General features: G+C 44.5%; 27 protein-coding genes and 2 rRNA genes. 20 read left to right on the top strand and 9 right to left on the bottom strand.

Going from position 1 to position 25,925, the window contains the following annotated elements; genetic code table 11:
* Positions 1-20 precede the first annotated feature (20 nt).
* Positions 21-737: a ribonuclease PH gene (rph, locus tag FTU00_RS00145; protein ID WP_004781384.1), complete on the bottom strand. Its 717-nt coding sequence runs from the start codon at positions 735-737 to the stop codon at positions 21-23.
* 194 nt (positions 738-931) lie between these two features.
* On the opposite strand from rph, the gene FTU00_RS00140 reads away from it, so the two are divergent.
* The gene (locus tag FTU00_RS00140) at positions 932-1,561 is read left to right on the top strand and encodes a TetR family transcriptional regulator (RefSeq protein ID WP_180178855.1); all 630 of its coding nucleotides are present in this window, start codon (positions 932-934) and stop codon (positions 1,559-1,561) included.
* Between the two features lie 98 nt (positions 1,562-1,659).
* Here the strand turns inward: FTU00_RS00140 and FTU00_RS00135 are convergent, their stop codons facing one another.
* The gene (locus FTU00_RS00135) at positions 1,660-2,277 is read right to left on the bottom strand and encodes a thiol:disulfide interchange protein DsbA/DsbL (RefSeq protein WP_004781380.1); all 618 of its coding nucleotides are present in this window, start codon (positions 2,275-2,277) and stop codon (positions 1,660-1,662) included.
* Between the two features lie 226 nt (positions 2,278-2,503).
* Between FTU00_RS00135 and ubiG the strand changes: the two genes are divergently transcribed.
* From ubiG to FTU00_RS00065, 14 genes are all read left to right on the top strand, one after another.
* A complete protein-coding gene (gene ubiG, locus FTU00_RS00130) occupies positions 2,504-3,232 on the top strand; it encodes a bifunctional 2-polyprenyl-6-hydroxyphenol methylase/3-demethylubiquinol 3-O-methyltransferase UbiG (protein WP_034704015.1) in 729 nt (242 codons plus the stop codon).
* Complete coding sequence (locus tag FTU00_RS00125) at positions 3,229-3,918, top strand: HAD family hydrolase (RefSeq protein ID WP_180015455.1); 690 nt, start codon at positions 3,229-3,231, stop codon at positions 3,916-3,918. Before ubiG ends, FTU00_RS00125 begins: the two co-directional genes overlap by 4 nt.
* A gap of 49 nt (positions 3,919-3,967) precedes the next feature.
* Positions 3,968-4,714 carry a YciK family oxidoreductase gene (locus FTU00_RS00120; protein ID WP_004781375.1) on the top strand — a complete coding sequence of 249 codons (747 nt, stop codon included), beginning with the start codon at positions 3,968-3,970 and terminating at the stop codon, positions 4,712-4,714.
* 223 nt (positions 4,715-4,937) lie between these two features.
* On the top strand, positions 4,938-5,357 hold the full coding sequence (locus tag FTU00_RS00115; RefSeq protein WP_166137573.1) for a hypothetical protein: 420 nt from the start codon (positions 4,938-4,940) through the stop codon (positions 5,355-5,357).
* Between the two features lie 182 nt (positions 5,358-5,539).
* A complete protein-coding gene (locus FTU00_RS00110) occupies positions 5,540-5,695 on the top strand; it encodes a hypothetical protein (protein ID WP_004781372.1) in 156 nt (51 codons plus the stop codon).
* 306 nt (positions 5,696-6,001) lie between these two features.
* Positions 6,002-6,397 (top strand): RcnB family protein, encoded by a 396-nt coding sequence (locus tag FTU00_RS00105; protein WP_034704024.1) that lies wholly within the window; start codon positions 6,002-6,004, stop codon positions 6,395-6,397.
* A gap of 222 nt (positions 6,398-6,619) precedes the next feature.
* Positions 6,620-6,982, top strand: coding sequence for an RcnB family protein (locus FTU00_RS00100; protein WP_159124174.1), 363 nt, complete (start codon positions 6,620-6,622; stop codon positions 6,980-6,982).
* Positions 6,983-7,114: 132 nt separating this feature from the next.
* A complete protein-coding gene (gene argA, locus FTU00_RS00095; protein ID WP_180178854.1) occupies positions 7,115-8,458 on the top strand; it encodes an amino-acid N-acetyltransferase in 1,344 nt (447 codons plus the stop codon).
* 335 nt (positions 8,459-8,793) lie between these two features.
* Complete coding sequence (locus FTU00_RS00090) at positions 8,794-9,753, top strand: sulfonate ABC transporter substrate-binding protein (protein ID WP_179991886.1); 960 nt, start codon at positions 8,794-8,796, stop codon at positions 9,751-9,753.
* A gap of 88 nt (positions 9,754-9,841) precedes the next feature.
* On the top strand, positions 9,842-10,774 hold the full coding sequence (locus tag FTU00_RS00085) for a sulfonate ABC transporter substrate-binding protein (protein WP_257218576.1): 933 nt from the start codon (positions 9,842-9,844) through the stop codon (positions 10,772-10,774).
* 16 nt (positions 10,775-10,790) lie between these two features.
* Positions 10,791-11,966, top strand: a complete 1,176-nt coding sequence (ssuD, locus tag FTU00_RS00080; protein WP_180178853.1) for an FMNH2-dependent alkanesulfonate monooxygenase — start codon at positions 10,791-10,793, stop codon at positions 11,964-11,966.
* Complete coding sequence (ssuC, locus tag FTU00_RS00075) at positions 11,966-12,781, top strand: aliphatic sulfonate ABC transporter permease SsuC (protein WP_166137594.1); 816 nt, start codon at positions 11,966-11,968, stop codon at positions 12,779-12,781. The genes ssuD and ssuC overlap by 1 nt, the downstream gene beginning before the upstream one ends.
* 25 nt (positions 12,782-12,806) lie before the next feature.
* Positions 12,807-13,613, top strand: a complete 807-nt coding sequence (locus FTU00_RS00070) for an ABC transporter ATP-binding protein (RefSeq protein ID WP_180159631.1) — start codon at positions 12,807-12,809, stop codon at positions 13,611-13,613.
* Positions 13,614-13,961: 348 nt separating this feature from the next.
* The gene (locus tag FTU00_RS00065; RefSeq protein ID WP_005232857.1) at positions 13,962-14,585 is read left to right on the top strand and encodes a TetR/AcrR family transcriptional regulator; all 624 of its coding nucleotides are present in this window, start codon (positions 13,962-13,964) and stop codon (positions 14,583-14,585) included.
* Between the two features lie 72 nt (positions 14,586-14,657).
* Here FTU00_RS00065 and FTU00_RS00060 read toward each other — a convergent pair whose 3' ends face one another.
* Positions 14,658-15,221: a 5'-nucleosidase gene (locus FTU00_RS00060; RefSeq protein ID WP_180011126.1), complete on the bottom strand. Its 564-nt coding sequence runs from the start codon at positions 15,219-15,221 to the stop codon at positions 14,658-14,660.
* 255 nt (positions 15,222-15,476) lie between these two features.
* Here FTU00_RS00060 and ribF point away from each other — a divergent pair, with 255 nt between their 5' ends.
* The 5 genes from ribF to FTU00_RS00035 all read left to right on the top strand — a co-directional run bounded on the left by ribF (position 15,477) and on the right by FTU00_RS00035 (position 21,072).
* On the top strand, positions 15,477-16,478 hold the full coding sequence (gene ribF, locus FTU00_RS00055; RefSeq protein ID WP_034705207.1) for a bifunctional riboflavin kinase/FAD synthetase: 1,002 nt from the start codon (positions 15,477-15,479) through the stop codon (positions 16,476-16,478).
* A 64-nt stretch (positions 16,479-16,542) separates the two neighbouring features.
* The gene (gene ileS / locus FTU00_RS00050) at positions 16,543-19,389 is read left to right on the top strand and encodes an isoleucine--tRNA ligase (protein WP_180178852.1); all 2,847 of its coding nucleotides are present in this window, start codon (positions 16,543-16,545) and stop codon (positions 19,387-19,389) included.
* On the top strand, positions 19,382-19,921 hold the full coding sequence (lspA, locus tag FTU00_RS00045; RefSeq protein ID WP_004781354.1) for a signal peptidase II: 540 nt from the start codon (positions 19,382-19,384) through the stop codon (positions 19,919-19,921). The genes ileS and lspA overlap by 8 nt, the downstream gene beginning before the upstream one ends.
* Positions 19,914-20,396, top strand: a complete 483-nt coding sequence (locus tag FTU00_RS00040; protein ID WP_125278879.1) for a peptidylprolyl isomerase — start codon at positions 19,914-19,916, stop codon at positions 20,394-20,396. The genes lspA and FTU00_RS00040 overlap by 8 nt, the downstream gene beginning before the upstream one ends.
* A gap of 133 nt (positions 20,397-20,529) precedes the next feature.
* A complete protein-coding gene (locus tag FTU00_RS00035) occupies positions 20,530-21,072 on the top strand; it encodes an NADPH-dependent FMN reductase (RefSeq protein ID WP_005232867.1) in 543 nt (180 codons plus the stop codon).
* A 254-nt stretch (positions 21,073-21,326) separates the two neighbouring features.
* Here the strand turns inward: FTU00_RS00035 and FTU00_RS00030 are convergent, their stop codons facing one another.
* The 6 genes from FTU00_RS00030 to FTU00_RS00005 form a co-directional block, all read right to left on the bottom strand.
* A complete protein-coding gene (locus tag FTU00_RS00030) occupies positions 21,327-21,722 on the bottom strand; it encodes a tautomerase family protein (protein WP_180178851.1) in 396 nt (131 codons plus the stop codon).
* Positions 21,723-22,098: 376 nt separating this feature from the next.
* Positions 22,099-23,256, bottom strand: a complete 1,158-nt coding sequence (locus tag FTU00_RS00025; protein WP_180178850.1) for a PQQ-dependent sugar dehydrogenase — start codon at positions 23,254-23,256, stop codon at positions 22,099-22,101.
* 143 nt (positions 23,257-23,399) lie between these two features.
* A complete protein-coding gene (locus FTU00_RS00020) occupies positions 23,400-24,392 on the bottom strand; it encodes a GGDEF domain-containing protein (protein ID WP_180178849.1) in 993 nt (330 codons plus the stop codon).
* Positions 24,393-24,446: 54 nt separating this feature from the next.
* A complete protein-coding gene (locus FTU00_RS00015; protein WP_180178848.1) occupies positions 24,447-24,887 on the bottom strand; it encodes a hypothetical protein in 441 nt (146 codons plus the stop codon).
* A gap of 479 nt (positions 24,888-25,366) precedes the next feature.
* A 5S ribosomal RNA gene (gene rrf / locus FTU00_RS00010) occupies positions 25,367-25,481 on the bottom strand.
* A gap of 202 nt (positions 25,482-25,683) precedes the next feature.
* Positions 25,684-25,925 (bottom strand): 23S ribosomal RNA (locus FTU00_RS00005); the annotation flags it as partial.

The following is a 25,925-nucleotide window of genomic DNA, read 5'->3' as shown; positions in this document are numbered from 1 at the left end:
TTTTTTACAACTTGAAAAGCTTACCAGCCCAAAGCTTCTTGCTGTTTCTTGATCAGTTCCTGAATCCCTTTTTCAGCCATGGCCAGCATGTCATTGCATTGCTCACGGGTAAATGGCTTATCTTCAGCAGTACCTTGGATTTCAATAAATTCACCTGCCTGAGTCATCACGACATTCAAGTCAGTCTGACAGTTTGAATCTTCTTCATAGCAAAGATCCAGCAAGACTTCATCTTTAAAAATACCTACAGAAATGGCTGCTACCAGACCTTTAAGTGGGTCCTGTTTAATTTTCTTTTTCTCAAGCAATACGTTCATGGCATCAATCAATGCTACGGCTGCACCCGTAATTGATGCAGTACGGGTACCACCATCTGCCTGGATCACGTCACAGTCAATGGTAATGGTATTTTCACCAAGTTTTTTCAGGTCGACCATTGAACGTAGGCTACGACCGATCAGACGCTGGATTTCCTGAGTACGGCCACTTTGTTTGCCGCGAGCAGCTTCACGATCACTACGGGTATGTGTTGAACGTGGCAGCATGCCGTATTCTGCTGTTACCCAGCCTTGACCCTGACCTTTCAGGAAACGTGGTACAGAGCTGTCCACACTGGCAGTACACAGCACTTTGGTATGACCAAATTCAACCAATACGGAACCTTCCGCATAACGTGTATAGTTACGGGTAATTTTCACTTCACGTAATTGATCTAATGCTCGTTGGTCGATACGCATAATAGGTCCTGCTGTTGACTAAAAATAATTGCGGCTCAGTATAACAGAAGCCTCCGCCAAGATTGGAACAGAGGACAGATCATTTACAAAATCACTGGACACGCTTTGCTTGTATAGATTTTTCAGTCCATCTGCGCTACTGCGATGGACAGATGTTTTTTGCTAAACTGCAAATCTGCCGAAGGAAAATCCCTATGTCTTTACGTGAAGAACGCAAGCACCAAAGCCGCCAGGCCCTCCTCGATGCTACCTTGGCATTGAGCAGCCGTGGCTATGCATTTAGCAGCATCAGCCTGCGCGAAATCACTCATGAAGTCGGGCTGGTGCCTGCTGCGTTTTATCGACACTTTCAGAATATGGATCAGTTGGGGCTGGAACTTCTGGATCAGGTGTCAATTCATCTCAAAGGTGTGCTGAGTCAGTTGGGACCTGCAGATTTTTCTCTGGATGAGCTTTCAGCCAAAATCGAACTGTTTTTTCAAGCAGTCAATGCCCATCCCGAAGCCTGGACATTTGTCAGTGCCGAACGTTGGGGCGGTTCCAACATTCTCAGACAAGGGATTGAGCGGGAAATTCATTATCTGACCCAAGATTTAAGGCATACCCTGGAACAGATTCCAGCCGTCCAGCAATCTCCTTCTCCAGCCGAATTAACCGCACTGGCACAGATCTTAGTTCCTCTCGCATTAAACTGGGCTATGGGCTGGATTCAGCTTCAGGCACAGCCTGATCCTGCACTGCGGCAAACTCGGATAAATGACTTCAAAGCGCAAAGCCTAAAGCAGTTAGAACTGTTATTTCGTGGAATTTTATCTCAAGCCTGAGATCTCATCTGAGTGAAATCTATTTCGCAGTTCAATTTTATCCTGACATAAAAAACCCGCATATAACAGCGGGTTTTTAGATTCATGCAGATCTGGTTTTATTTAGCTTTACGCTCTTTTTCAACCAGATAATTTACCACTTGAACCACTTTGGCATCATCGCCCTGAACCACATACTTACCATTTACGGTTACCGCTGGTACGCCGCTTAACTGATAAGTCGCAGCCAGATTTTTGGCCTGTGCGATTTTTGAAGAAATCGGGAATGATTTATAAGTGGTATTAAATTTCGCTTCAGAAATACCATAACGGGTATAGAACTTAGCCAATTGAGCCTGTTCCAGAATTGGCTGTTTCTTCGCATGAATATCATGGAATAGCTGCAAATGTGCTTTTTGACGAACACCTAGAGCTTCAGACACATAATACGCACGAGCTGCCTGTTCCCATAGTGGATTCATCGCGGCTGGGGTACGCACGAAACGTACATCTTTAGGCAATTTTTTTAACCAGCTTTGCATGTGTGGTTCAAGAGAATAGCAGTGACCACAGCCATACCAGAAGAATTCACGGACTTCAATTTTCCCCGGCTTTTCAACTTTTACTGGATTCGCCAGGACTTGATAGTCTTGACCTGCTACAAAGTTGGCGGCCATTGCACTGCCAGAAAATGCCAAAACAGATGCGGCTACAGTGCCTAAAATAAATTTTTTCATTGGGATTATCGTCCTCTAAATCATTATGTCTAATTTATGGCTTCACTATAAAGTAATTATGCCGGTTTCGTTTTTATTCTGTGAACTTTTTTACAGCTTTTATCGCTTTTTTTTCCAGAATCGCTACACTAAACAAGTGTACTGATTTACAAGAAGTTAAATCTGTTTATACCGCCTCTGGGCGAACTTAAATTTTAAATAATCACGACTGATTGAGGTAACACCGATGTCGCAATTGAATGTTGATCCACAAGAAATTGCCAAGTTTGAAGCATTTGCAGCTATATGGTGGGATCAGCATTCCGAGTTCCGCCCATTGCATATGATCAATCCGCTACGTCTCAACTGGATTGATGAACATGCTGGTGGCTTGAGCGGCAAGAAAGTGCTGGATGTGGGCTGTGGCGGGGGCATCCTGTCAGAAAGCATGGCGCGCCGTGGCGCTCAGGTGCTGGGCATTGATATGGGCGAAGCGCCACTGAATGTGGCACGCATCCATGCTGAGCAGGAAGATGTTAGCAATATTGAATACCGTCAGATTCCGGTAGAACAGCTGGCAGAAGAGCAAGCCGGTCAATACGATGTGGTTACCTGTATGGAAATGCTGGAACATGTACCTGATCCAGCCTCTATTATTCAGGCCTGTTATAAACTGGCCAAACCGGGTGGTCATGTCTTCTTCTCGACCATTAACCGTAATCCAAAATCTTATCTGTTCGCGATCATTGGTGCAGAATATATCCTGCGTATGCTGGCCAAAGGTACACATGATTACAGCAAATTCATCAAGCCTTCTGAGTTGGCGCACGACATCCGTAATGCCGGTTTAAAACTGAAAGATATGACTGGCCTGCATTATAACCCGCTGACCAAGCGTTACTGGCTGGCACCGAATGTTGACGTGAACTATATGGTGTATACCGTTAAAGAAAGTGCGCAAGAGGCTGCCCAATGAAGGCGGTTCTATTCGACCTCGATGGTACTTTAATTGATACCGCAGCTGACTTTATCCGTATTATCCAGCATATGTGCCGTGAAGCCGGCCGTGACGTGGTGGAAGCTGATCTGATCCGTACCCAGGTTTCAGAAGGTGCACGTGCTATGGTCAAATTGGTCTATCCGGAACTGCAACTGGAAGACCCGGTTTTCTTGGATCATCGCCAGCGTTTTCTGGATATGTATGGTGCAGATATTGCTGTGGATACAGATCTGTTCAGCGGAATGTATCCTCTACTTAAAGAATTAGAGGAAAATGATATCCCTTGGGGAATTGTGACCAATAAACCGCGCTGGTTGAGCGAAACTTTACTCAAAGCTTTAAACCTGACCGAGCGCTGTGCCGTACTGGTCTGTCCGGAAGATGTGACCCGAACCAAGCCAGATCCGGAGCCGATGTATCTGGCTGCCGAGCAGCTACAGCTGGCTGCAGAGGACTGTATCTATGTCGGTGACCATCCCAGGGATATTGATGCCGGCCGCAATGCCAAGATGTACACCATACTGGCAGCATACGGTTATTTACCACTGCAATACAAAGATGACTTAACAGCCTGGCAAGCCGACTATATAGTGAATACAGTGAATGAGTTACATCAGCACATTCAGAAACTGGTCTTGAGCGAGCCAAGTGTCCTGTCTTGATTCCTGAAGCTACTAAAGACACTTAACAATAATAATGAGGAGGTAGATAATGAAGTATTCAGAATATCAACCTCGCCCCGATCTGTTAAAAGATCGTATCATCCTGATCACGGGTGCGGGCGATGGCATTGGTCGTGCAGCAGCAATCAGTTATGCCCTGCATGGAGCAACTGTAGTTCTGCACGGGCGTACCTTAAACAAGCTTGAAGTCATTTATGATGAAATTGAAAGTTTGGGTGCGCCGCAACCTGCCATTCTCCCATTACAGTTATCTAGCGCCTCTGAACGTGATTATGAATTATTGCTCGACACGCTCGATCGGCAGTTTGGCCGTCTGGACGGGATTTTGCATAATGCCGGTATTTTAGGCGAGCGAGTGCCACTGGCAGATTATCCGGTTAATGTCTGGGATGACGTCATGGCAGTTAACCTTCGTGCGCCTTTTGTGATTACTCAAGCCCTGTTACCCCTGCTGGAAAAATCCAAACACGCTTCTGTGGTCTTTGCCAGTTCCGGCGTAGGTCGTGAAGCCCGGGAATGCTGGGGCGCTTATTCAGTTTCAAAAATTGCCATTGAAGCAGTCAGCCAGTTATTTGCCAAAGAGCGGGTCAATTCGAATATCCGTTTTAACTGTATCAATCCGGGTGCTACACGTACCGCAATGCGTGCCAAGGCTTATCCGAATGAAGATCCGAAAACTTTACCGACACCGGATTCCATCATGCCAGCTTATCTGTACCTGATGGGTGAAGATAGCTTGCATATGAACGGTCAAAGTATTGATGCTCAAGATTAAGCTTTAACTGCCACCTATTTAAAAGCCAATGTCCGCATTGGCTTTTTGTTTTTTAAACTCTATAAAGATAAGGCTCATTTGAAAGCTGCTTATTCTCCTGCCCCATTCATCCAGATTTCAGACTGAATCAGCCAGACCTTTCTTATCTCTGCAATACTGTCTTTATTCAGTTCGCTGCAAATTCCCCTATACTAGCGCCAACAGATTTTTATTTGAGTGCAACATGACTGACTTAAACAACATCACCGTGACGACTTTGGAAGATGGCATGGTTTCTCTGCTGGTCGATCAGCAGCCGATCTCTGAAAAATACGGCATGAAGTTTGATGCCAGCATTATCGATGACATTCAGGCACTCGAAAATGGTCAAAAACTAAAACTGTTTGATCAATTTGTCTTTTCCCATACCGATCTGAATTTTGAACATTCCTATCATTATGTGACGGGTATCGAGAAGCTGGATGATCGTTATCAGGTGGCGAAACACTTTGTCTATCGCATCAAGATCGAAGGTCAGCCTGAAATTGAACATGTGATCAGCAATCAGGGCAAAGCAATGACAGCAGAAGATGTGCGTACCTTTATTCAGGCACATGTGCAGAAGTCTCTAAGTGACTATACTGACCTGAACTATGCCTATTAAGATCGTTCATTAAATCCCGAAAGAGCGCATTTACGGATGGTGCTCTTTTTTATTCTTAAATTCTTTAAAAAACAGATATAAATCGTTTTAATGAATCAACAATATAAAATTATTCGGTTTTCCAAATTAATATAAAATTTTTATAATGCTTTTCAAGTTAAATCAAAGCGAAGGAAAATTAAATGGCAGACCAAAAACGTAAAACTGAAACTATTCGTCGTATTGAAAATTTGCAGTTATCAACTGCCCTGATTTTGGCTTTAGAAGATGCAGTCGAGGCAGAGTCTGTGGCTGAAGCCATTCAGTCCTTACAGGGTTTAACAGAACAGTGGAACTAAAAAATTGTAATGACTGAATCAAGATCTGGCGCTTAAAAAGAATATTTTTCCACTATTTTGAGACGGTTTTGATACACAATTCAGGACATCGCGCTTGCATCTTGATCCCGGTTTTGCTGAAATGCCAATGGGGCTGGGCATAACTGGTCAACTGACTGAAGTGCATCCTAAGCTTATGTAAAATCATGGCATAATCATAATTTCTCTGTAATTGATATAAAACTTCAGCCAGTTCTTCACAGTTTCTCTGCAATTTTTCCGTACATTAGTTACTGTAGAAAATGAACAATTGAATGAGGGTTCAACATGAAAAAGGTTCTGGTAGCATTGGCGATGTCCTGCAGTGCATTCATGCTGGCAAATGTTGCAAACGCTGCCCCTCATTTCAATGATGAACAGCGTATGGAACGGGGTCCGGGTCATCATCAGGCCAAGAAATCGCGTGAGTTCCATGACGATCACCAAGACCAGTATGATAAACGTCGTATGCGTGAAGAACGTGGTGTTAAACGTCTGCAACAGTTACGCTGGCAGCCTGGCTATGTCATGCCGCAGCATTATCGCAGTAATGGCTACAAGGTCGAATATAAGGACCATAAACTGCCTAAACCAGACCGTAAGCAGCAATGGTACAAAGTCAACAATGACTACATTCTGGTGAACTCTGAAAATAACAGTATTGTCCGGATTATCGGAGACTGATTTAGAACCTGATGCAAAGCCCAACCTCGTTTGGGCTTTTTGATTTTTCGGATGAGCCTTTTTAGGCTTTTTCTTATTTTAGAGCTTTCCTTTTAATCGTGGCTAATCTCCTAAATTCCTTCATGAATTTAACAATTCCACTAAACTGGCCTCACGCTTTCTATCTACTTATTCGCTAATTTAATCTCATCGAAAACATGTACAGATTTTTAGGTGAGAGCCATGAAAAAAGTTTTAACTACAATTGCCTTATCTCTTAGTGCGCTGGTTGCTACTTCTGCAATGGCAGCACCGCAGCATCATGATCCACGTTATGCACCGCATAAACCAGCACCGCACTGGAATCATAAAGATGCAAAAAAATGGGATGACCGTCGTTACAACAACCGTGGGGTTAACCCAAGCCGTGACTGGCGTGTAGGTCAAAAACTGCCAAACCAGTATGACAACCGTCGCTTTGAAGTCAGTGGCTATGAAGCACGCCGTTTGCCGAAAGCAGGTAAAAACCAGCAATGGTATAAAATCAATGGTGACTATGTACTAGTCAACGATCGTAATGACAAGATTGTTCGAATCATCAACTAATCATTCTCTTTTCTGCCCTTCTAGCAGACACCTGAAGCTCGCTTCAGGTGTTTTTTTATATCTGTACTTCCACTTCAGTATTTTTTCATTAGAATCAAAGCTAGATCTTTAAATGTTGAAATAGGCACAGCTATGACTGCAGCAGAAACCTCACCGAGCAACACCTTGCAATATGTGCACTGGTTTCGCCATTCTGCGCCTTATATCAATGCTCATCGCAATAAAACCTTTGTGATCATGTTTGATGGTGAAGCGGTATTGCATGGCAACTTTCAGCACATCATTCATGATATTGCCCTGCTCAATTCTTTAGGAATCCGGCTGATTCTGGTACATGGCGCGCGTCCGCAGATTAACCAGAATCTGGCTGCGAGTGGTTTCGAGACCCCCTTCCACCAGCAGCGTCGGGTGACGACACGTGAATCCTTAAGCTGTGTACTGAATGCAGTAGGATCGATCCGTTTACAGATTGAGGCGCTATTGTCGATGGGGCTGGCCAATTCACCCATGTATGGTGCGCGCATTGATGCCGTTTCAGGAAATTTTGTGACAGCTAAACCTTATGGCATCCGTGACGGGGTCGATTTTCAGTTAACTGGTGAAGTTCGGGCCATTGATACCGATGCGATTCAACGTCATCTGAACAATCATAATATTGTGATTCTCGGTCCGACCGGCTATTCAACCACAGGCGAAGTTTTTAACCTTCTAGCTGAAGAAGTTGCCACCAAAACTGCGACTCGCCTCAAAGCCGATAAACTGATTATCTTGGGTCGACAGCATGGTCTGCTCGACAGTAAGGGTCAGTTAAAACGGGAAGTAACCCCACAGCAACTGGATGACTATATTCTTTCTGATGAACAGGATATTGAAATTCGGCTCCAGCTCAAGGCCGCTCAGGAAGCTTCCCGAAATGGCGTCAATCGCGTTCACCTGATTTCGTATACCTATGACGGCGCCTTGCTGGAAGAACTGTTCACCCGGGATGGTTCCGGCACCATGATCACCGATGCGCATTATGAAGAAGTGCGTATGGCCGATATTCAGGATGTCGGTGGCCTGATCCGTTTGCTCCGCCCCTTAGAAGAAGAAGGTATTCTGGTTTACCGTTCGCGGGAGCGTCTGGAAAATGAAATTGACCAGTTCGCGGTAATTGAGCGTGACGGCATGATTCTGGCCTGTGCTGCCCTGTATCCGATTCCGACTACGGGCAATGAACTGCGTTCCGCAGAAATCGCCTGCGTTGCAGTAGATCCAAGTTACCGTCAATCCAACCGCGGTAGCCAGATTCTGCATTATCTGGAAGATAAGGCCAAAAGTCTGGGTATTCAGCAACTGTTTATTTTAACGACCCGTACTGCACACTGGTTTCTGGAACAGGGCTTTGAACCGGCATCAGTAGATGATTTGCCCGATGCCCGACAGGCTTTTTATAATTATCAGCGCAATTCAATTGTCTGTAAAAAGTCACTTTAAAGTGACTTTTTTATGCGCTCTCATATCTTTATTTTAGATAACGATATTCATAAAACCTGCATTCAGCATAAAAATCTTATTGCTGATTTTCTAATAAGCATATCTGGCCACTTTATTTAGAATAAATAATTTTATATTTCATTGCCTTATATAAATAATTCTTTCTTCCTAAATTAATGTGTAAATCACTTTCCTGCATAAGTTTTGCACTTTTTTATTTATCTTTTTTCTTCATTAGAAATTCCTGAATAGTTATTTTTTTAGAAAAGTAAAAAGCTTTAGCGTATGCCTAAGTTCTTCATTTCACATTTCTAAATTTTCAGGAGTTCTGATTCATGCGCCAATCACACATTCAATTATTCACAAAAACTGCGGTCCTTAGTGCTGCGGTGGCTGGCGTGATGATGCTTTCTGGCTGTGGCAAAAAACAGGAAGCCGTGACCCTGAATATTGGTTTCCAGAAATATGGCGTACTGCCGATCTTAAAAGAACGTGGCACCTTAGAAACGTCATTAAAAGAACAAGGCGTGAATGTGAAATGGGTTGAATTCCCGGCTGGTCCTCAGTTGCTTGAAGGCTTGAATGTCGGCAGCGTATCTTTTGGTGAAGCCGGTGAAGCGCCACCGATCTTTGCTCAAGCAGCGAACTCAAATCTGGTCTATGTGGCCAATCAGCCTGAAGCACCGAAAGCTGAAGCGCTAATTGTACAAAAAGATTCGAATATCCAGTCAGTTCAGGATCTGAAAGGCAAACGTGTTGCCTTAAATAAAGGCTCAAATGTTCATTACTTACTACTTAAAGTCCTTGAAGCCAACAATCTGAAACTCAGTGATATCGAAGTGGTTTACCTGCCACCTTCTGATGCCCGTGCCGCTTTTGAACGCGGTGCTGTCGATGCCTGGGTGATCTGGGACCCGTTCTTCGCTGCAGCAGAACATCAGATTGGTGCCCGTGTCATCGCAACGGGTGAGAACATCATCAGTAACCATCAGTTCTATCTGGCAGATCGCAAGTTTGCTGAAGCCAACCCACAGATTATTGAAGCTGTCGTGAATGAACTCAATCTGACCACTGAGTGGGTCTCTGCTCATCAGGATGAAGCCGCCAAACTTCTGGAAAAACCGACAGGCCTAGCCTTTGATGTATTGAAAACGTCTATTTCACGCATGGGCTTTGGGGTAAAACCACTCACTCCCGAAGTGGCACAAAAACAACAACAGGTGGCTGATGCCTTTTATGGCCAGCAACTGATTCCAGCCAAACTGAATATTCAATCTGCAATTATCGCGAAGTAAACCAAAGAACAATTTAGGGGATTTAATCATGACTCAACATCAGCTACACAACAAAGCAATCACATGGTTCAAGACCTCCAGTCATGGAATGAACGCTGCATTAGTTGCTTGCGCGATGTTGGGTTCAAGTGCCGCTTGGGCAGTAGATCCTTCTGTTAAACAGCTTCGTGTGGGCTATCAAAAAGCTTCTGTGAACCTGGTCATTGCCCAGCAGCAAAAACTGTTTGAAAAAGAATTTCCAAATGCAAAAATCAGCTGGAATGAATTCCCAGGCGGACCACAAATTTTAGAAGCATTGGCGGTAGGTTCTATCGATGTGGGTGCAACTGGAGATACACCTCCTGTCTACGCTCAGGCAGGCAATAAGCCATTGCACTATTTTGCTTATGAAACTGCAAAACCTTTATCTTCTGCCATTCTGGTCCAGCATAATTCCAAAATTACCAAGCTGAGCCAGCTCAAAGGTAAACGTGTTGGCGTACACCGCGGTTCAAGCTCACATTATTTACTGGTGCAGGCAGTACGCAAAGCGGGTCTGCAATGGACCGATATCCAGCCGGTCTGGTTAAGCCCTGCTGATGCGCGTGCAGCTTTCCAGAAAGGGGCGATTGATGCCTGGGCAATTTGGGATCCGTACTATGCTGCGGCTCAAGTAGAAGATAAAGCCAGAGTTTTATCTTCAGGTAAGGGCTTAAGTCCCAATTACACCTTTTACCTGGCTTCAGAAAATTTAATCAAAAATCATCCGCAAGCATTAAAAGGCATTATCAAGCAGGTCAATGTTGCAGATAAATGGGTACAAAGCCATAAGGCTGAAACTGCAAGCATCTTTGCACAAAGTACCGGTCTAAAACCGATTGTCAGCCAGACCTTTATCCAGCGTCGTCCGAATCCGTCTGGTGCGGCACCGCTCACCAAGAAAGTAATTGCCGATCAGCAGGAACTCGCAAACCGTTTCAGCGAACTCAAGATCATTCCGAAATCTATCAATATTCAGCAAGCCGTTTGGGCAGGCAAATAATCTAAGGATCAAAGACATGAAAATTTTCTGGTTTATCCCGACACATGGCGACAGCCGCTACTTAGGTACCAGCAAAGGTGCACGCCAGGTTGATCATGCCTACATGAAGCAGATTGCGGTTGCGGTCGATAATCTTGGTTATGAAGGTGTATTAATCCCGACTGGCCGTTCATGTGAAGATCCGTGGTTAACCGCAGCCAGCCTGATTGATGCGACTAAAAAACTGAAATTCCTCGTCGCGCTGCGTCCAGGTGTTACCACGCCTGCCCTGACTGCACGTATGGCTGCAACCTTTGACCGTCTGTCTGGTGGCCGTGTATTGCTGAACCTGGTGACGGGTGGTGATGAGCAAGAACTAAAAGGTGACGGCGTTTATGAAGATCATGCAACACGCTACAAGACTGCAGCTGAATATACGACAATCTGGCGTGAAATTCTGACCCGTTCACATACCGGCGAAAGCTTCACTTTCCATGGTGAACGTCTCAGTGTAGATGATGCCAAACTGCTTTATCCACCAGTTCAAAAACCATATCCACCACTCTGGTTCGGTGGTTCTTCAGATGCAGCCGTTGAACTGGCCACTGATCAGGTTGACAGTTACCTGACTTGGGGTGAGCCACCTGCAGCAGTGAAAGAAAAAATTGAAAATGTGCGTGCCAAAGCGGAAGCGAAAGGTCGCAAGCTGAGCTACGGTATCCGTCTGCATGTGATCGTGCGTGAAACCAATGAAGAAGCATGGAGAGCAGCAGACGAGCTCATCCAGTATGTGGATGATGCCACCATTGCTGCTGCACAAGCGAAATTCAAGCAAATGGACTCTGTCGGCCAACGTCGTATGGCTGAGCTGCACAATGGCGACCGTAGCAAACTCGAAGTGTCTCCAAACCTGTGGGCAGGTGTAGGTCTGGTACGTGGCGGTGCAGGTACAGCGCTTGTAGGAGATCCAGAAACTGTCGCAGCACGTATTCAGGAATATGCTGATCTAGGTATCGATACCTTCATTTTCTCAGGCTACCCACATCTGGAAGAATCGATCCGTTTTGCGGAACTGGTATTCCCATTACTTCCGCTTGAAACTCAGCAAAAACTGGCTCAGCCAAACCTGACTGGTCCATTCGGTGAGATTGTGGCAAATAACTACACTCCAGATGAGAACAAGAAGGCTGAGAGTATTCAGGAGCCAGCTTAATGTCGAAAGTCGTTTCAGTTGAAACCCTCGCAGAAAAGAAGGTTTCACGTGGAACACAGCTTGGGCAGCGTTTGCTGCCCTGGTTAGTTCCTGTCGGATTAATTCTACTCTGGCAAATCGCGTCGAGTACCAGTTTGCTGGAAAGCCGCATTTTGCCTGCACCAAGTGCCGTAGTCATCGCGTTCTGGAATTTGCTGCTCAGCGGTGAATTGTGGACACATGTCAAAGTGAGTGCTGGCCGTGCTTTAAGTGGTTTGTTGGTAGGCGGTGGTCTAGGGCTAATTTTGGGTCTACTGAATGGTTCATCCAAAACGGCTTCTACCCTGCTGGATACCACCTTGCAAATGATCCGTAATATCCCGGCTTTGGCCTTAATTCCACTGGTCATTCTCTGGTTCGGGATTGATGAATCAGCCAAGCTGTTTCTGGTCGCGATTGGTGTGTTTTTCCCGATCTATATCAATACCTATCATGGGATTCGTTCAGTCGATCCCCAGCTGATTGAAATGGGTAAAAGCTATGGCCTGACTCGCTGGCAGCTTTATAAAGAAATCATCCTGCCAGGGGCAATGCCTTCAATTCTGGTCGGCCTACGTTTTTCACTTGGTCTGGTCTGGGTACTGCTGATTGTGGCTGAAACGATTTCTGCCCAGTCCGGTATCGGTTATATGACCATGAACGCGCGTGAATTCCTGCAAACTGATGTCGTACTGGTGGGTATTTTACTGTATGCCCTGCTCGGTAAACTGGCAGATGTCCTAGCCGTGGCCTTAGAACGATTCCTGCTGCGCTGGCATGCTGGCTATCAAAAATAATTGAAAAAATATTGAGGAGCATGTGATGACTGATCTCAGCTTAGGGCGTCTTGCCAATGATCCGACTACAGTGCAGGAGCCTGCTGCAACCGACATCAACCCCAATGCCGTTGCGGGTGCCGAAATCATTATTGAACAGCTGCACAAGTTCTATGGTTCGGTGAAGGTACTGGAAGATCTGGACCTGCATATTCAGCCGGGTGAATTTCTGGCGATTGTTGGACGTAGTGGCTGTGGTAAAAGTACCCTGCTTCGTCTGATTGCAGATTTAGAAAAACAGAGCTATGGCGAAATTAAATTCAAGTCCGCACGTCATATCCGTGAAGGCATCACCGCTGATGATATCCGCGTGATGTTCCAGGATCCGCGTTTATTGCCATGGCGCAGCATCGAACAGAACGTGCAACTCGGCTTACCCAAAGACCAGCATGACAATGCATCACAAATGCTGGAGAAAGTCGGCTTAAAAGAAAAAGCTGGACTTTGGCCTTCACAACTGTCTGGTGGTCAGCGTCAGCGTACAGCTCTGGCACGTGCCTTGTCACATAAGCCACGTATTTTATTGCTAGATGAACCACTTGGTGCGCTGGATGCCCTGACCCGTCTGGATATGCAGAACCTAATTGAAAAATTATGGACTGAACAGGGCTTTACCGCGATTCTGGTCACCCACGACGTGAGTGAAGCCGTACAACTGGCAGACCGGATTATCCTGTTGGATAAAGGCCATATTGCCAAAGAGTTCAAAGTTGATCTTCCACGTCCACGACAAAAGAATGTGAAATTCGCCGAACTTGAACAGCAGGTTCTGAATGCCGTTCTGGCAACCTAAAATGTGAGGGAATCTGGAATAACTGTTTATTCTGGATTCCTTATTTCGAATCAAGAGAATATCTGTCTCACTGATTATTTATTCAGCAATTGGCAAAATTTCAACTTCATTCATTAATTTTATTTTAACTTTATGATGCTTCAAGGTAATAATTAGTACTTAAAAAATCATCAACCTTTTCAAAAGCTTGGTTTTTAATTCCTGCGCCTTAAACCGATACTAATTATATCTTTAATCTAAAGAATAAATCATCATTATTCATAAAATTAGCACCTGACTTGATGCACAAATCTGATGATTTGACGTACAATTAAAAATTCCCTTTTTAATTGTTTTTAATATTTGCTGATGGAACAAAAAAAGAGTACTCAAAAACGCAACCAGCTGCTGAATGCTGCACTCGATGTTTTTTCCCTATACGGTTTTAATGGGGCGAGTTTAGATGAGATCGCGCAAATTGCAGAAATGCATAAGTCGAATATTTTCTATTATTACGAAAATAAAGAGGCGCTCTATGTAGAGGTTTTAACGACCGTTCTACAAAAATGGCTGGCACCTTTACAAATGCTAGAAGCTGATCTTGAGCCTGAAGAAGCGATTACCAATTATTTGATGCAAAAAATTGAAGTATCGCGTACCCAGCCTAAAGCTTCACGCCTGTTCGCTCTGGAAGTGATTCAGGGTGCGCCGCACATTTTAGAAATCTTAAAAGGTCCATTGAAAAAACTGGTCAAGCGTAAAGCCAAAGTGATTTCAAACTGGCAGGAACAAGGCAAGATTTCTAAAGATATCGATCCTGAACTGCTGATTCTGAATATCTGGGCGGTAACCCAGAACTATGCAGATTTCGCGACTCAGATGGAAATGGTAACAGGCAAGACCTTACGTAACCGCAGCATGCAACAACGGATTATCCAGCATACTGTACATATGATGCTGTACGGCGTACTTCCGCGTACACAAGAAAAATAGGTCAACGCAAAAATTATTTGGCATACGACCATAAATTTTATGGTCGCCGACCCCTTCTCTCACCCTTTATTATTATTTTAACGTTCGATATAAATTCAATAATTTCTGCGCACCCAGCAGCAGATTCTCTTCCCAGTCCAAGTGAGCGCTATCATCTGCACCGTCAGTAATATATTTGACTGAAATCAGGCGCACATCCAATTTTCTGCATACCTTGGCCAGCGCATAGCCTTCCATATCCACCAGCTGACAAGCCACTTTTGGTAAGTCTATTTCAAAGCTGTCCCCTGTTCCACAAACCCCTTTCGGTAAATGGGCAAAGAACGGTTCCAGATCAATTGCACCCGGCAAATGATTATCCATCGGGGTAATGCCGACGTCAAACCCCAAGGGTGAAACATCCATATCACGTTGCACAAAACGCTTAACTTCGACCAGTTCATGCGCCTTGAAATGGGAACTGCCTGCGGTGCCCAGATTAATCAGGGTCTTACAGCGAGTTTTCTGAATCACTTCAAAAGCCTTAAAAGCAGCATTCACCTTGCCGATGCCACTATAGTGGACTTCTACACCTTCTGCTTCGAACAAACCTTTGGATTCACTGGCCAATGCCATAATGAGTGCCGAATCTGACATGCAAACTACTCGATACTGAGAAAACCGTGACATTAGAAAGCAAAATCCAGGCAATGAAAAGCGGGTTTTTAGATTTCTGTTTTGCAGATCTTTCACTTAAATAACCGCAGAAGATTCTTGGATGGCACACTTTCTTCTTGATGGGTTTCGTGATTTTTCAATAATTTTTTTGCATAAAAACACAACAACAAGACGAATCGTTGAGATTATGGCAATATATAGCCTTTCCTATTTTTCAATTCCCTGATTTCGCCTATGCAGCTGCTCCGTCTCAATGCTTTAGCGTCACATTCTGAATTGCCAAAAACCGCCGTTACGATTGGTAATTTTGACGGCGTGCATCTGGGTCATCAGGCCATGATCAAACAGTTAAAAGCTGTTGCAGAAGCTGAGCAACTAAAAACTGTTGTGATGATTTTCGAGCCACAACCGCTTGAATTTTTTAAAGGTTATGAAGCACCGCCGCGTATTTCCTCTTTGCGTGAAAAAGTGGAATATTTAAGCGAACTGGGTGTGGACTATATTGCGGTCGCCAAGTTTGATCATCATTTTCGTAGCCTGAGTGCCGAAGCCTTTGCCGACATTCTGAAAGATAAACTGAATGCAGCGCATCTGGTCTTGGGGGATGATTTTCACTTTGGTAAAAACCGTCAAGGTAATAGTGAATTCCTGCGAGACTACGGATTTAAGGTTACCAACCTGCATACCATTGCCTTGGATGGTGAACGGGTCAGTTCTACCCGCATCCGTCAGACTCTGCAAGCGGGTGACCTGGCTCTGGCAGCCAAATTACTGGGACGTCCTTATAGTATTACCGGCCGGGTGCAATACGGCGACCAGATTGGTCGTACCATTGATTTCCCGACCATTAATGTCCGGTTAAACCGGCATAGACCCTGTCTGCAGGGTATTTATGGGGTTGAAGTCGTCTGTGAAACCGGATCACTCAGCGCCAAGGTTCAGCAAGAAAATCCTGAACAGCCGGGTATTGCCGGCTATGATCAGGGCAGCCTGTTTGGTGCCGGTCATGTAGGTACCCGCCCTGCGATCAAACAGACTCATCCGGAATGGCGATTAGAAGTACATTTTCCTGATGTTTCTGCTAATCTGTATGGCCTGTTAATGCGGGTAACCTTCTTGAATTATCTGCATGGCGAAAAAGATTATCCTTCGCTTGAAGCGTTAAAGGCCGGAATTGATGATGATGTTGAGAAACTGCTTGAGTTTCGTCGAAAACACCCCACATTTCCCTTTTAATGTCCCGTATTTTTATTGTAAAACGTGTCAGTCTAATGACTGATTAAATTGGAAGACAACTTGCATGAGCGATAAGCAAACTCCTGAAAATGCAGTGGATTATAAAGCCACGCTGAACCTCCCAGGTACTGACTTTGCAATGAAAGCAAATCTGGCAGTACGTGAAGCGAAATGGTTAGAAGAGTGGTATGCCGATGACATTTATCAGCAGATTCGTGCATCGCGAATTGGCAAGAAAAAATACGTGCTTCATGATGGCCCTCCATATGCCAATGGCCAGATTCACTTAGGTCATGCAGTCAACAAGGTACTTAAAGACATCATCATTAAAAGCCGCATCATGGACGGCTTTGATGCGCCTTATGTGCCAGGCTGGGATTGTCACGGTCTTCCAATTGAACTGAAAGTTGAAGAAAAAGTCGGTAAGGTCGGCATTAAAGTGGATGCGCCTACTTTCCGTAAAGCTTGCCGCGAATATGCATTGAGTCAGGTGGAGCTACAGAAAAAAGACTTCATCCGTATGGGCGTGTTTGGTGACTGGAGCAATCCTTACCTCACCATGAACTTCAAGCAGGAAGCCAACATCGTGCGTTCACTCGGTGAAATCGCGAAAAATGGCCATATCCAGCCAGGTCTTAAACCGGTGAACTGGTGTCTGGACTGTGGTTCAGCACTGGCTGAAGCTGAAGTTGAATATGAAGATAAAAAGTCAGACGCGATTGACGTGGGTTTCACCGTGGTGGATCTGGCGGATCTGTCTGCACGTTTAGGTGTTGAAGTTAAAGACTCAACCGATATCGTGATCTGGACGACTACGCCTTGGACCCTGCCTGCGAATCAGGCGGTTGCTCTGCACGCTGAAATTGAATACCAATTGGTTGTTGCACGTGGTGAAGATAAAGCGGCGCAAAACTTTATCCTGGCTAAAGATCTGGTTGAATCTGCGACTGAACGTTATGGCTTTAACGCGGTTGAAGTGATTGCCGATTTTGCCGGTGCGAAACTTGAGAATCTGGTACTACAACATCCTTTAATCGCTGAGCGTCAAGTGCCAGTGATTCTGGGTGAACACGTTATTGCAACCAGCGGTACTGGTGCTGTACATACTGCACCTGGCCACGGTGTGGACGATTATAAAGTTGGTCTGCTGTATAACCTGAAAGTAGATAATCCAGTGGGCGGTAATGGTGTGTATTTACCGACTTCACCACTATTTGCAGGCGAACATATCTACAAGGCCAATCCACAAATTATTGCGGCGCTTGGCGAAGCTAACAAGCTATGGGCACATAAGCCTATCAAGCATAGCTACCCGCACTGCTGGCGTCATAAAACTCCGATTATCTTCCGTGCGACCCCACAATGGTTCATCAGCATGGATGAAAAAGGTCTGCGTCAGGGCGCATTGAATGCCATTGAAAATGACATCAGCTTCGTTCCGGATTGGGGTAAAAACCGTATCCAGGCAATGATCGAAGGCCGTCCGGACTGGTGTATCTCACGTCAACGTACCTGGGGTGTGCCAATCCCATTCTTCGTGCATAAAGACACCAATGAACTGCATCCTCGTACACCTGAACTGATCGAAGAAGTGGCTAAACTGATCGAACAGGAAGGTATTGATGCCTGGTATAACCGTGAAGCGAAAGACTTCATTGGTGATGATGCTGAGCAGTACAACGCGGTTCGCGATACCTTAGACGTATGGTTTGACTCTGGTACAACCCACTATGCAGTGCTGCGTGACCGTGAAGAATTGACCGATCCGGCTGATCTGTATCTTGAAGGCTCTGACCAACACCGTGGCTGGTTCCAGTCTTCATTATTGACCTCTATGGCAATCAATCAACGTGCGCCATATAAAGGTCTGCTGACTCACGGTTTCGTGGTTGATGAGAAAGGTCGCAAGATGTCGAAATCGCTGGGTAATATTATTACTCCGCAAGACATTATCAAGAACATGGGTGCAGACGGCCTGCGTTTCTGGATCGCTTCAGCAGATTACCGTTATGAAATGACCGCAGGTAAAGAAATTTTTAACCGTGCATCAGATGGTTACCGTCGTATCCGTAATACCCTGCGTTTCTTGCTGGCGAATTTGAATGGCTTCAATCCGGAAACTGATGCACTACCTGTAGATCAACTGATTGCACTGGATCAATACATCCTGCAACGCGCCAATGATGTACAGGAAACCATCAAGAAAGCATATGAAGATATGAACTTCCATATCGTGACCAATGCCTTGACCAATTTCTGTATTAACGACCTCGGTGGTTTCTACTTAGACATCATCAAAGACCGTCAGTACACCACTAAAGCAGATTCACAGGCACGTCATTCTGCGCAAACTGCGCTGTATCATCTGGTACAAGCCTTTGTTCGCTGGATGGCACCAATCCTGAGCTTCACCGCTCAAGAAGCATGGCCACTAATTCCAGGTCAAAGCGAGAAATATGTGTTCACTGCTGAATGGTACGATATTCCAGTTTCAGCACAGGCAAACCTGTTGTCTGAAGCAGACTGGCAAACCCTGATTACAGTGAAATCTGCGGTCAACAAGCACATTGAAAATGCGCGTAACGAGAAACTGGTGGGTTCAAACCTGTCTGCCAAAGTTGAGCTGTGGGCCAATGATGAACTGAAAGCTGTTCTAGACCGTCTGGGTGATGAGCTGCGTTTCGTTCTGATCACTTCTCAGGTGATCGTGAATCCGTTTGATGCTGCTCAAGGCAATGACGCTGAACTTGAAGGCCTACGCGTGAAAGTATCTGCGGCAGATGGCGAGAAATGTGTACGCTGCTGGCACGTGCTTCCTGATGTGAATACACATGCCTCACATCCAGGACTATGCGGTCGTTGTATTATTAACCTCCCGAGCGGCCAAGGTGAAGAGAGAAAATATGCCTAACCCACAGCAGAAAAAGGGTCTGTTCCAGTTCTATCCTCACAATTTGTGGTGGATCGGACTGGCTATTCTGGCGATCATTTTAGATCAATGGACCAAATGGATTGCGGTAACACATCTGGAATATGCAGATCCGGTGCCCGTCCTGCCCTTTTTAAATTGGACACTGTTACATAACTATGGCGCTGCCTTTAGTTTCTTGTCCGATGCCGGTGGCTGGCAACGTTATTTCTTTACTTCTCTTGCAGGCTTAGTGTCTGTGGTTTTCGTGTTCTGGCTGATGCGTATGCCAAAGAGCATGAAAGTCTTGCCACTAGCAGTTGCCCTGATTCTGGGTGGTGCTATTGGTAATCTGATTGATCGCATTTCTTTGGGTTATGTGGTTGACTTTATTCATGTCTATTATCAGAACAGCCACTTCCCTGCTTTTAATATTGCGGATAGTGCCATTACTTTAGGTACGATTCTGCTGCTGATTGATACGTTTTTCCTGGAAAAACACCGAATTCAACGTGCACAGGCGCAACATGACTGATTTTATTAATCCTAACGAGGAAACTCGTGTTGAAGACGGCTCTAAAGTCGAGCTTCATTTTTCTGTCGCGATCGAAAGTGGCGTAGAAATTGACAATACCCGTAGCCGTGAAGAACCGGTAAGCCTGACCATTGGTGATGGCAACCTATTACCAGGTTTTGAAAAAGCCTTAATGGGCTTGCGTGCTGGTGACCGTCGTACTGTCAGCCTTCCACCCGAAGAAGCTTTTGGTCCGTGGAATCCTGAAAATGTTCAAAAATTTGATACGGTGAAATTTGGCGAACGTCCGATCGAAGGTCACATGATCGAGTTTGAAGACAAGGCCAAATCGACTTTGTATGGCGTAGTAAGATCCGTAAATGATGATATTACCGAAGTGGACTTTAATCATCCGCTTGCAGGTAAAAATATCACCTTTGAAGTCGAAATCTTCAAAGTCACTCCGGCTGGCCAGCAAGGCGTGAAGCTGATGTAATATCAGCTAATCACATGATTTAAAAGAGCTCCTTCGGGAGCTTTTTTAGTTTCTAGATACAAATCCTCTCTAGTCTCTATTAATAAATCTGATTAATTTAATTTGATGAGAATACGATAAGAAAGGGAAAGATATGAAAATTTATATTGTGGTTGGCAGTGTGCGTGAAGGACGTACAGCAATTAAGGTCGCACATTGGGTACTACAGGAAATTAAAAAATATGGTTTTAGCACGCTTGAAACCGAACTTGTCGACTTAAAAGAATGGGACCTTCCGCTTTTTGCTGGTTCTCATCCCCCATTGACCGGTATTTATGATCAGCCGAAACAGCAGGAATGGGCCGACTTTATTGCTCTTGCGGATGCATTTATTTTTATCAGTCCTGAATATAACCATGGCTATAGCCCAGCATTAAAGAATGCCCTGGATTATCTGGCCAAGGAATGGCAAGGCAAACCGGCAGCTTATATCGGTTATGGTGTCACCAACGGCTCACGTTCCATTGACCAGATCCGCCAGGTCGGCACTCAGCTCGGTATGGTGGATACCAATGCGATTGTAGAGCTGCGGGACATTTTTAGTCGCAATAAAGACTACAGCTTTGAAGGGAATGAATTCGACAATAAAACACTCAGAGATGTCGTGGATAAGCTGATCCAGTATGTCAGTGCCTGAGGACGACAGCGATGTGCACTTTAGCCTACAGGCAGCGCAGAATTTGTCGCCTATTCTCACTTTCAGTTCAAGGCTATAGTTTCATTCATAGACAGACAGGAAGTCTGCAAAGCGATACAACAACAATAAAAAGCACAGAGTAACAGGACGTTGACAGGTCAGACAGGAGTCAGATCTGAAAAGCAAATCCAGAAAAGCCTCAACAGGATGGTGGGGCTTTTTTGTATTTAAAATCTGGTATTTTTCTAAAAAGGTCAGATCTCTACATTAAAGCCTAAATTGACATCACAGGCTGCTTGCCCACCGCGGATTCCCCAGTTTTCCAATGGACTTTCTCGCAGATGAATCAGAATATGATCAGGCGGAATGCCCAGTTTTCCCAAGCTTTCTATAATCTGCTGATACAGTTTGCGCTTGGTCTCCAGACTTCGGCCAGCGAAGCAGTCAATACTGATCAAGGTAAAGTATTCAGGCTGGGCCAGATGAACCATATATTGAAAACGATGGGCTTCATGTACCACCAGCCGGATATTACGGTCATAGTCAGGCAGTTGAAAGGCATTTTTCACACAGTGAAATACGCTGTCGAGTAACTGCTCTTCATCAGCCTGGGAATATTGCTGCCGGACTTCAATTTGAACGGTAGGCATGTGCTTCTCCTTTCTATTATGTTATGGAATTTTTTTAAATATTTTTTTATTGAATAGAGAGATGAGCTTCAATAAGGTCTTCTATCTCTACCATATCGTAAAATTGTCCTGATAACTTGGGATTTGATCGGACAAATATTTTCAAGTGAGCTTGTCGCCTCTGGCCTACAGCAGATGCGGTCAATGCCTCTACTCGGTCTTTCTGACTCAGGCTATATTGAGTGCATACCAAGACAGGAAGTCTTGCAAAAACAAGAATAAAACATCGGTAGGATGCTGATCGATACCGGAGGAAAGGTATCTGAGCTAAATTTGAAAAGGCCCTCACAGGAGTTAGGGCCTTTTTCTTTCATTCTGATATTAACTATTTAGCTTTTTACTCAGCTGCGGCCATCTTAAGCAACTTGGCTTTTGGACCATCTTCAATCACCCAGAATGAGCCATCTTTGGCCTGGATCGCACCACGAATCCGCTCTTTCATATCCAGTCGCTGTATTTCTTTCGCAGGATTTTGAGTGGTATCGATTACAATCATTGCCTGAGAAGACAGACCTGTAGCAATGGCTTTATTTTTCCATTGAGGAAAGCTATTGCCAGTATAGAACAGCAAGTCTGAAGGAGAGATTACGGGAGTCCAATCTAATGCCGGTGCTTCGAACTCTGGTCGGGTACTGTGATTTGGAATCGGCTTGCCATCATAATGCTCCCCATTAGAGACAATCGGATAGCCATAATTTTTGCCCTTCATCACTTTATTCAGCTCATCACCACCTTTAGGCCCCATTTCAATCACCCAAAGCTGCCCTTGTGGATCAAATGCCAGACCGAGAGGATTACGGTGTCCCAGACTCCAGACCTGCTTGGCAATTTCACCCTGATTCATAAATGGATTGTCGGAAGGAATTGAACCATCGTCATTCAGACGAATAATCTTGCCGGCATTGGATTTCATGTCTTGAGCTGGATTGAATTGCTGACGTTCACCCGAACTGATCCAGAGTTTGTTATCCGAGCCAAAGATAATCCGGTGCCCATAATGGCCCTGTCCTGAAGAAAATTTCGGTACCTGAGTCCAGATTTTTTTGATCTGAGTAAGCTGTGGCGTGCTCTTGGTGAGATCGAGCTTGCCACGAACCACGACTGCACCATAACCACCCTGTCCCTGTTCGGCATAACTGAGATAAACCCACTGATTCTTGGCAAAGTCAGGATGGAGTGCGATATCGCCTAAGCCACCTTGTCCGCCATAGGCCACTTGAGGAATACCCTGAACAGTTTGGGTGCTGCGATTGGCTGGATTAAATAATTTCAATTTTCCTGATCTTTCGGTAATCAGTAAACGCTGATCTGGTAACTCAGTCAGTGCCCATGGCTCATTTAATTGCGCAAATTCTTCAACTTTATAGGCTTGCTGTGTGGTTTGGGCAGCGGATTGCCCAGCTGCCGGTGATGAAATCTTGTCTTGGGCACAGGCAGTCAGGCTATAGGAACCTAAGCCTAATAATAAAATTGCTGCAATTTGAGTTTGTTTCATTGTTATTTTTCATGCTAATTTCATTCAGATAAGTACCAATTTAGCATTCCAGACAGCGGCTAAAATAATAAAAAAGTAAAGGAATCGTAAGCGGATATAACTTGATCGGATAAAGATAGCTGATGTATTGATTGGATTTTTTATTATTTAATACAGGCTGAATCGCGAAGAATTTTCGCCTGATACAACCGCTGATCTGCTGTTTTCAGTAAACGGTCAACATTTTTATAGATATGCTCTGCATCCATAATCGCTGCCCCAACACTGATACTGATCCAGGTCTTGTCATCCTCACGGTTGGCATGTTCCAAATTGAGCTGACGAATAACCTCACAAAGTTGCTCGGCAAAAGCTTCGGCTTCCTGCCAGGAAATATCTGCCAGTAAAACTGCAAATTCCTCACCACCATAACGTGCCAGGAAACCATTTTCAGGCAATATTTGCTGAATGGTTTGAACCAGTGTTTTTAAAATATAATCACCTTTGAGATGACCATAATAGTCATTATAGTTTTTAAAATAATCGACATCGATCATGTAAACAGCCAGCGAAGTTTGGTTTACGATCGCATGTTCATATTGCTGCTGAAGCTGTTCATTTAAGGCAAAGCGATTATAGGCACCTGTCAGCGAATCCAGCCTCACCTGCTGCGCGAGTTTCTCATTAAGCAGAGTAATATCACGTGTACGGTCCTGAACCTTCTGATCAAGTTCTTTATTCAGGCGCAAAAGCTGCTTGTTTAACAACTCGGTATTAATACTTTGCACCGCATAATTACGGCTGAGCTGAAAGGTAATTAAAATAAAACAGGCACAGGAGGTATAAAATGCAATTTCAACTGAATCAATTACCTTAAGCGCAAGTAAATAGTCATGCAGGAAGGTCAGGCAGACCAGCACCACCGCAATAGAATTGATCTTGGAATAACGCACATGCGATTTGTGCATGCGGTAAGCGCCATAAAGCAGATTAATAAAAACCAGTACTGCAATACTAAAGCTTTGGAAAAAGAAGCTCTGGAAGATATAAGGCAGCGTAAACAGGGTCACAGCCACATTGATACTAATTAACAAAGCTGTGATTTTTAATAAATAAGGATTTAACAGTCGATACGGCAATAAATAGATATAAATCAAGAAGAACAGAGTCGCCAATTCAGTCAGTAAATACTCAAATCGTGTGCCCCATACCTAGGAAATATTCGTGAATAAAGTATAAATGAATGAGACTGCAAAGAAGCTACGTAGGCTCAAGCACAGAATAAATAACCCTAGAAACAGCAGCAAATTACCTGCTTGCGTTTTAAGGCTGCGAAATACTGCAAAGAACACCATAAAGCAGCCAATCATCAGCAGAACGCCACTGATCACACTTAAAGGAATTACCTGATCATAAAACTTATCCAGAATAGGCTGGTTAAAGCCAATAAACATGCTGTTTTCCAGCCCGCCACGGATATGGTGATAACTTGAAGCCTGAATGGTAATCGTCACTTCCCGCTGTGAGGGAAAGAAAGAAGCCAACTTTGGCGCCATCATGGTCTGATGCTGACCATGTATGCCTACCTGCCCTACTTCTATCAGGAGATGATCATCGACATACATGCGATAAGCCCCATACTGATAAGGCACATAAATATAAACCGCATGATTGATGACTGATTCAGGCAGCCTGAAGGCTTTTTGAAAAGTTCCAATATGGTCTTTATGACCTGTTAAGGTCAGGAAAGAATTAGGTAAATGAACTTTAGCAAGAGTCTGATTAGAGGAAGTTAACTGAGATGGTCACTGCCCAGAAGTGGGATCAATCAGCTGATTGGGGTAGAAATCCCATTCTCCATCGAGTTTGACATACTGATGATGATCAAAATTTAATTCTGTTACAGCGTATAGCTGTGGAGAAATCAAACTGAGCCATATCAACACAAATGTGTTTATGAGAATCTGCTGCATATGACTCAGAGAATAAAAAATATTTACACGAGTAGTATAACATTTTACAGCTGATCAGAGATTATACAGCTGTAAAAAATTAGTCGTTAAAGAGAGAAAAGTGATTATATAAATATAAAAAAAGCCCCCTGCGTGAGCAGAGGGCTTTTGGAATAATGAGCTGGCGATGACTTACTCTCACATGGGAGACCCCACACTACCATCAGCGCTAAGAGGTTTCACTTCTGAGTTCGGGAAGGGATCAGGTGGTTCACTCTTGCTATGGTCGCCAGCACAACTGGTATGCTTACTCGCTATGGTCTTATCTACGTTGCTTGCGCTTCGTTTGCCTAGCTTTCTTCAAATAGAATGCATTAACAGATGTATCTGAGTCGTAGTAGTTTGTTCGATTAGCTTAACTAAATCAAGTTTTCGTCTGATCGTTAGATCAATATGAAATCAATTGATGCTTTATATACAACTGCTTGGGTGTTGTATAGTCAAGCCTCACGAGCAATTAGTATTGGTCAGCTTCATGCATCACTGCACTTCCACATCCAACCTATCAACGTCGTAGTCTTCAACGGCTCTTCAGGAGACATAAAGTCTCGGGGAAATCTTATCTTGAGGTAGGCTTCCCGCTTAGATGCTTTCAGCGGTTATCCCTTCCGAACATAGCTACCCGGCGATGCGACTGGCGTCACAACCGGTACACCAGAGGTTCGTCCACTCTGGTCC

The sequence above is a fragment of the Acinetobacter sp. YH12041 genome (assembly GCF_013419975.1).
In the GTDB taxonomy this organism is placed as follows: Bacteria; Pseudomonadota; Gammaproteobacteria; order Pseudomonadales; family Moraxellaceae; genus Acinetobacter.
This window is presented reverse-complemented; position numbering and strand designations above follow the sequence as displayed.

What these genes read in the sequence shown, in the direction of transcription:
- rph (WP_004781384.1), bottom strand. Translation starts at nt 737, where the DNA reads ATGCGTATCGACCAACGAGCATTAGATCAATTACGTGAAGTGAAAATT.
- FTU00_RS00140 (WP_180178855.1), top strand. Translation starts at nt 932, where the DNA reads ATGTCTTTACGTGAAGAACGCAAGCACCAAAGCCGCCAGGCCCTCCTC.
- FTU00_RS00135 (WP_004781380.1), bottom strand. Translation starts at nt 2,277, where the DNA reads ATGAAAAAATTTATTTTAGGCACTGTAGCCGCATCTGTTTTGGCATTT.
- ubiG (WP_034704015.1), top strand. Translation starts at nt 2,504, where the DNA reads ATGTCGCAATTGAATGTTGATCCACAAGAAATTGCCAAGTTTGAAGCA.
- FTU00_RS00125 (WP_180015455.1), top strand. Translation starts at nt 3,229, where the DNA reads ATGAAGGCGGTTCTATTCGACCTCGATGGTACTTTAATTGATACCGCA.
- FTU00_RS00120 (WP_004781375.1), top strand. Translation starts at nt 3,968, where the DNA reads ATGAAGTATTCAGAATATCAACCTCGCCCCGATCTGTTAAAAGATCGT.
- FTU00_RS00115 (WP_166137573.1), top strand. Translation starts at nt 4,938, where the DNA reads ATGACTGACTTAAACAACATCACCGTGACGACTTTGGAAGATGGCATG.
- FTU00_RS00110 (WP_004781372.1), top strand. Translation starts at nt 5,540, where the DNA reads ATGGCAGACCAAAAACGTAAAACTGAAACTATTCGTCGTATTGAAAAT.
- FTU00_RS00105 (WP_034704024.1), top strand. Translation starts at nt 6,002, where the DNA reads ATGAAAAAGGTTCTGGTAGCATTGGCGATGTCCTGCAGTGCATTCATG.
- FTU00_RS00100 (WP_159124174.1), top strand. Translation starts at nt 6,620, where the DNA reads ATGAAAAAAGTTTTAACTACAATTGCCTTATCTCTTAGTGCGCTGGTT.
- argA (WP_180178854.1), top strand. Translation starts at nt 7,115, where the DNA reads ATGACTGCAGCAGAAACCTCACCGAGCAACACCTTGCAATATGTGCAC.
- FTU00_RS00090 (WP_179991886.1), top strand. Translation starts at nt 8,794, where the DNA reads ATGCGCCAATCACACATTCAATTATTCACAAAAACTGCGGTCCTTAGT.
- FTU00_RS00085 (WP_257218576.1), top strand. Translation starts at nt 9,842, where the DNA reads ATGAACGCTGCATTAGTTGCTTGCGCGATGTTGGGTTCAAGTGCCGCT.
- ssuD (WP_180178853.1), top strand. Translation starts at nt 10,791, where the DNA reads ATGAAAATTTTCTGGTTTATCCCGACACATGGCGACAGCCGCTACTTA.
- ssuC (WP_166137594.1), top strand. Translation starts at nt 11,966, where the DNA reads ATGTCGAAAGTCGTTTCAGTTGAAACCCTCGCAGAAAAGAAGGTTTCA.
- FTU00_RS00070 (WP_180159631.1), top strand. Translation starts at nt 12,807, where the DNA reads ATGACTGATCTCAGCTTAGGGCGTCTTGCCAATGATCCGACTACAGTG.
- FTU00_RS00065 (WP_005232857.1), top strand. Translation starts at nt 13,962, where the DNA reads ATGGAACAAAAAAAGAGTACTCAAAAACGCAACCAGCTGCTGAATGCT.
- FTU00_RS00060 (WP_180011126.1), bottom strand. Translation starts at nt 15,221, where the DNA reads ATGTCAGATTCGGCACTCATTATGGCATTGGCCAGTGAATCCAAAGGT.
- ribF (WP_034705207.1), top strand. Translation starts at nt 15,477, where the DNA reads ATGCAGCTGCTCCGTCTCAATGCTTTAGCGTCACATTCTGAATTGCCA.
- ileS (WP_180178852.1), top strand. Translation starts at nt 16,543, where the DNA reads ATGAGCGATAAGCAAACTCCTGAAAATGCAGTGGATTATAAAGCCACG.
- lspA (WP_004781354.1), top strand. Translation starts at nt 19,382, where the DNA reads ATGCCTAACCCACAGCAGAAAAAGGGTCTGTTCCAGTTCTATCCTCAC.
- FTU00_RS00040 (WP_125278879.1), top strand. Translation starts at nt 19,914, where the DNA reads ATGACTGATTTTATTAATCCTAACGAGGAAACTCGTGTTGAAGACGGC.
- FTU00_RS00035 (WP_005232867.1), top strand. Translation starts at nt 20,530, where the DNA reads ATGAAAATTTATATTGTGGTTGGCAGTGTGCGTGAAGGACGTACAGCA.
- FTU00_RS00030 (WP_180178851.1), bottom strand. Translation starts at nt 21,722, where the DNA reads ATGCCTACCGTTCAAATTGAAGTCCGGCAGCAATATTCCCAGGCTGAT.
- FTU00_RS00025 (WP_180178850.1), bottom strand. Translation starts at nt 23,256, where the DNA reads ATGAAACAAACTCAAATTGCAGCAATTTTATTATTAGGCTTAGGTTCC.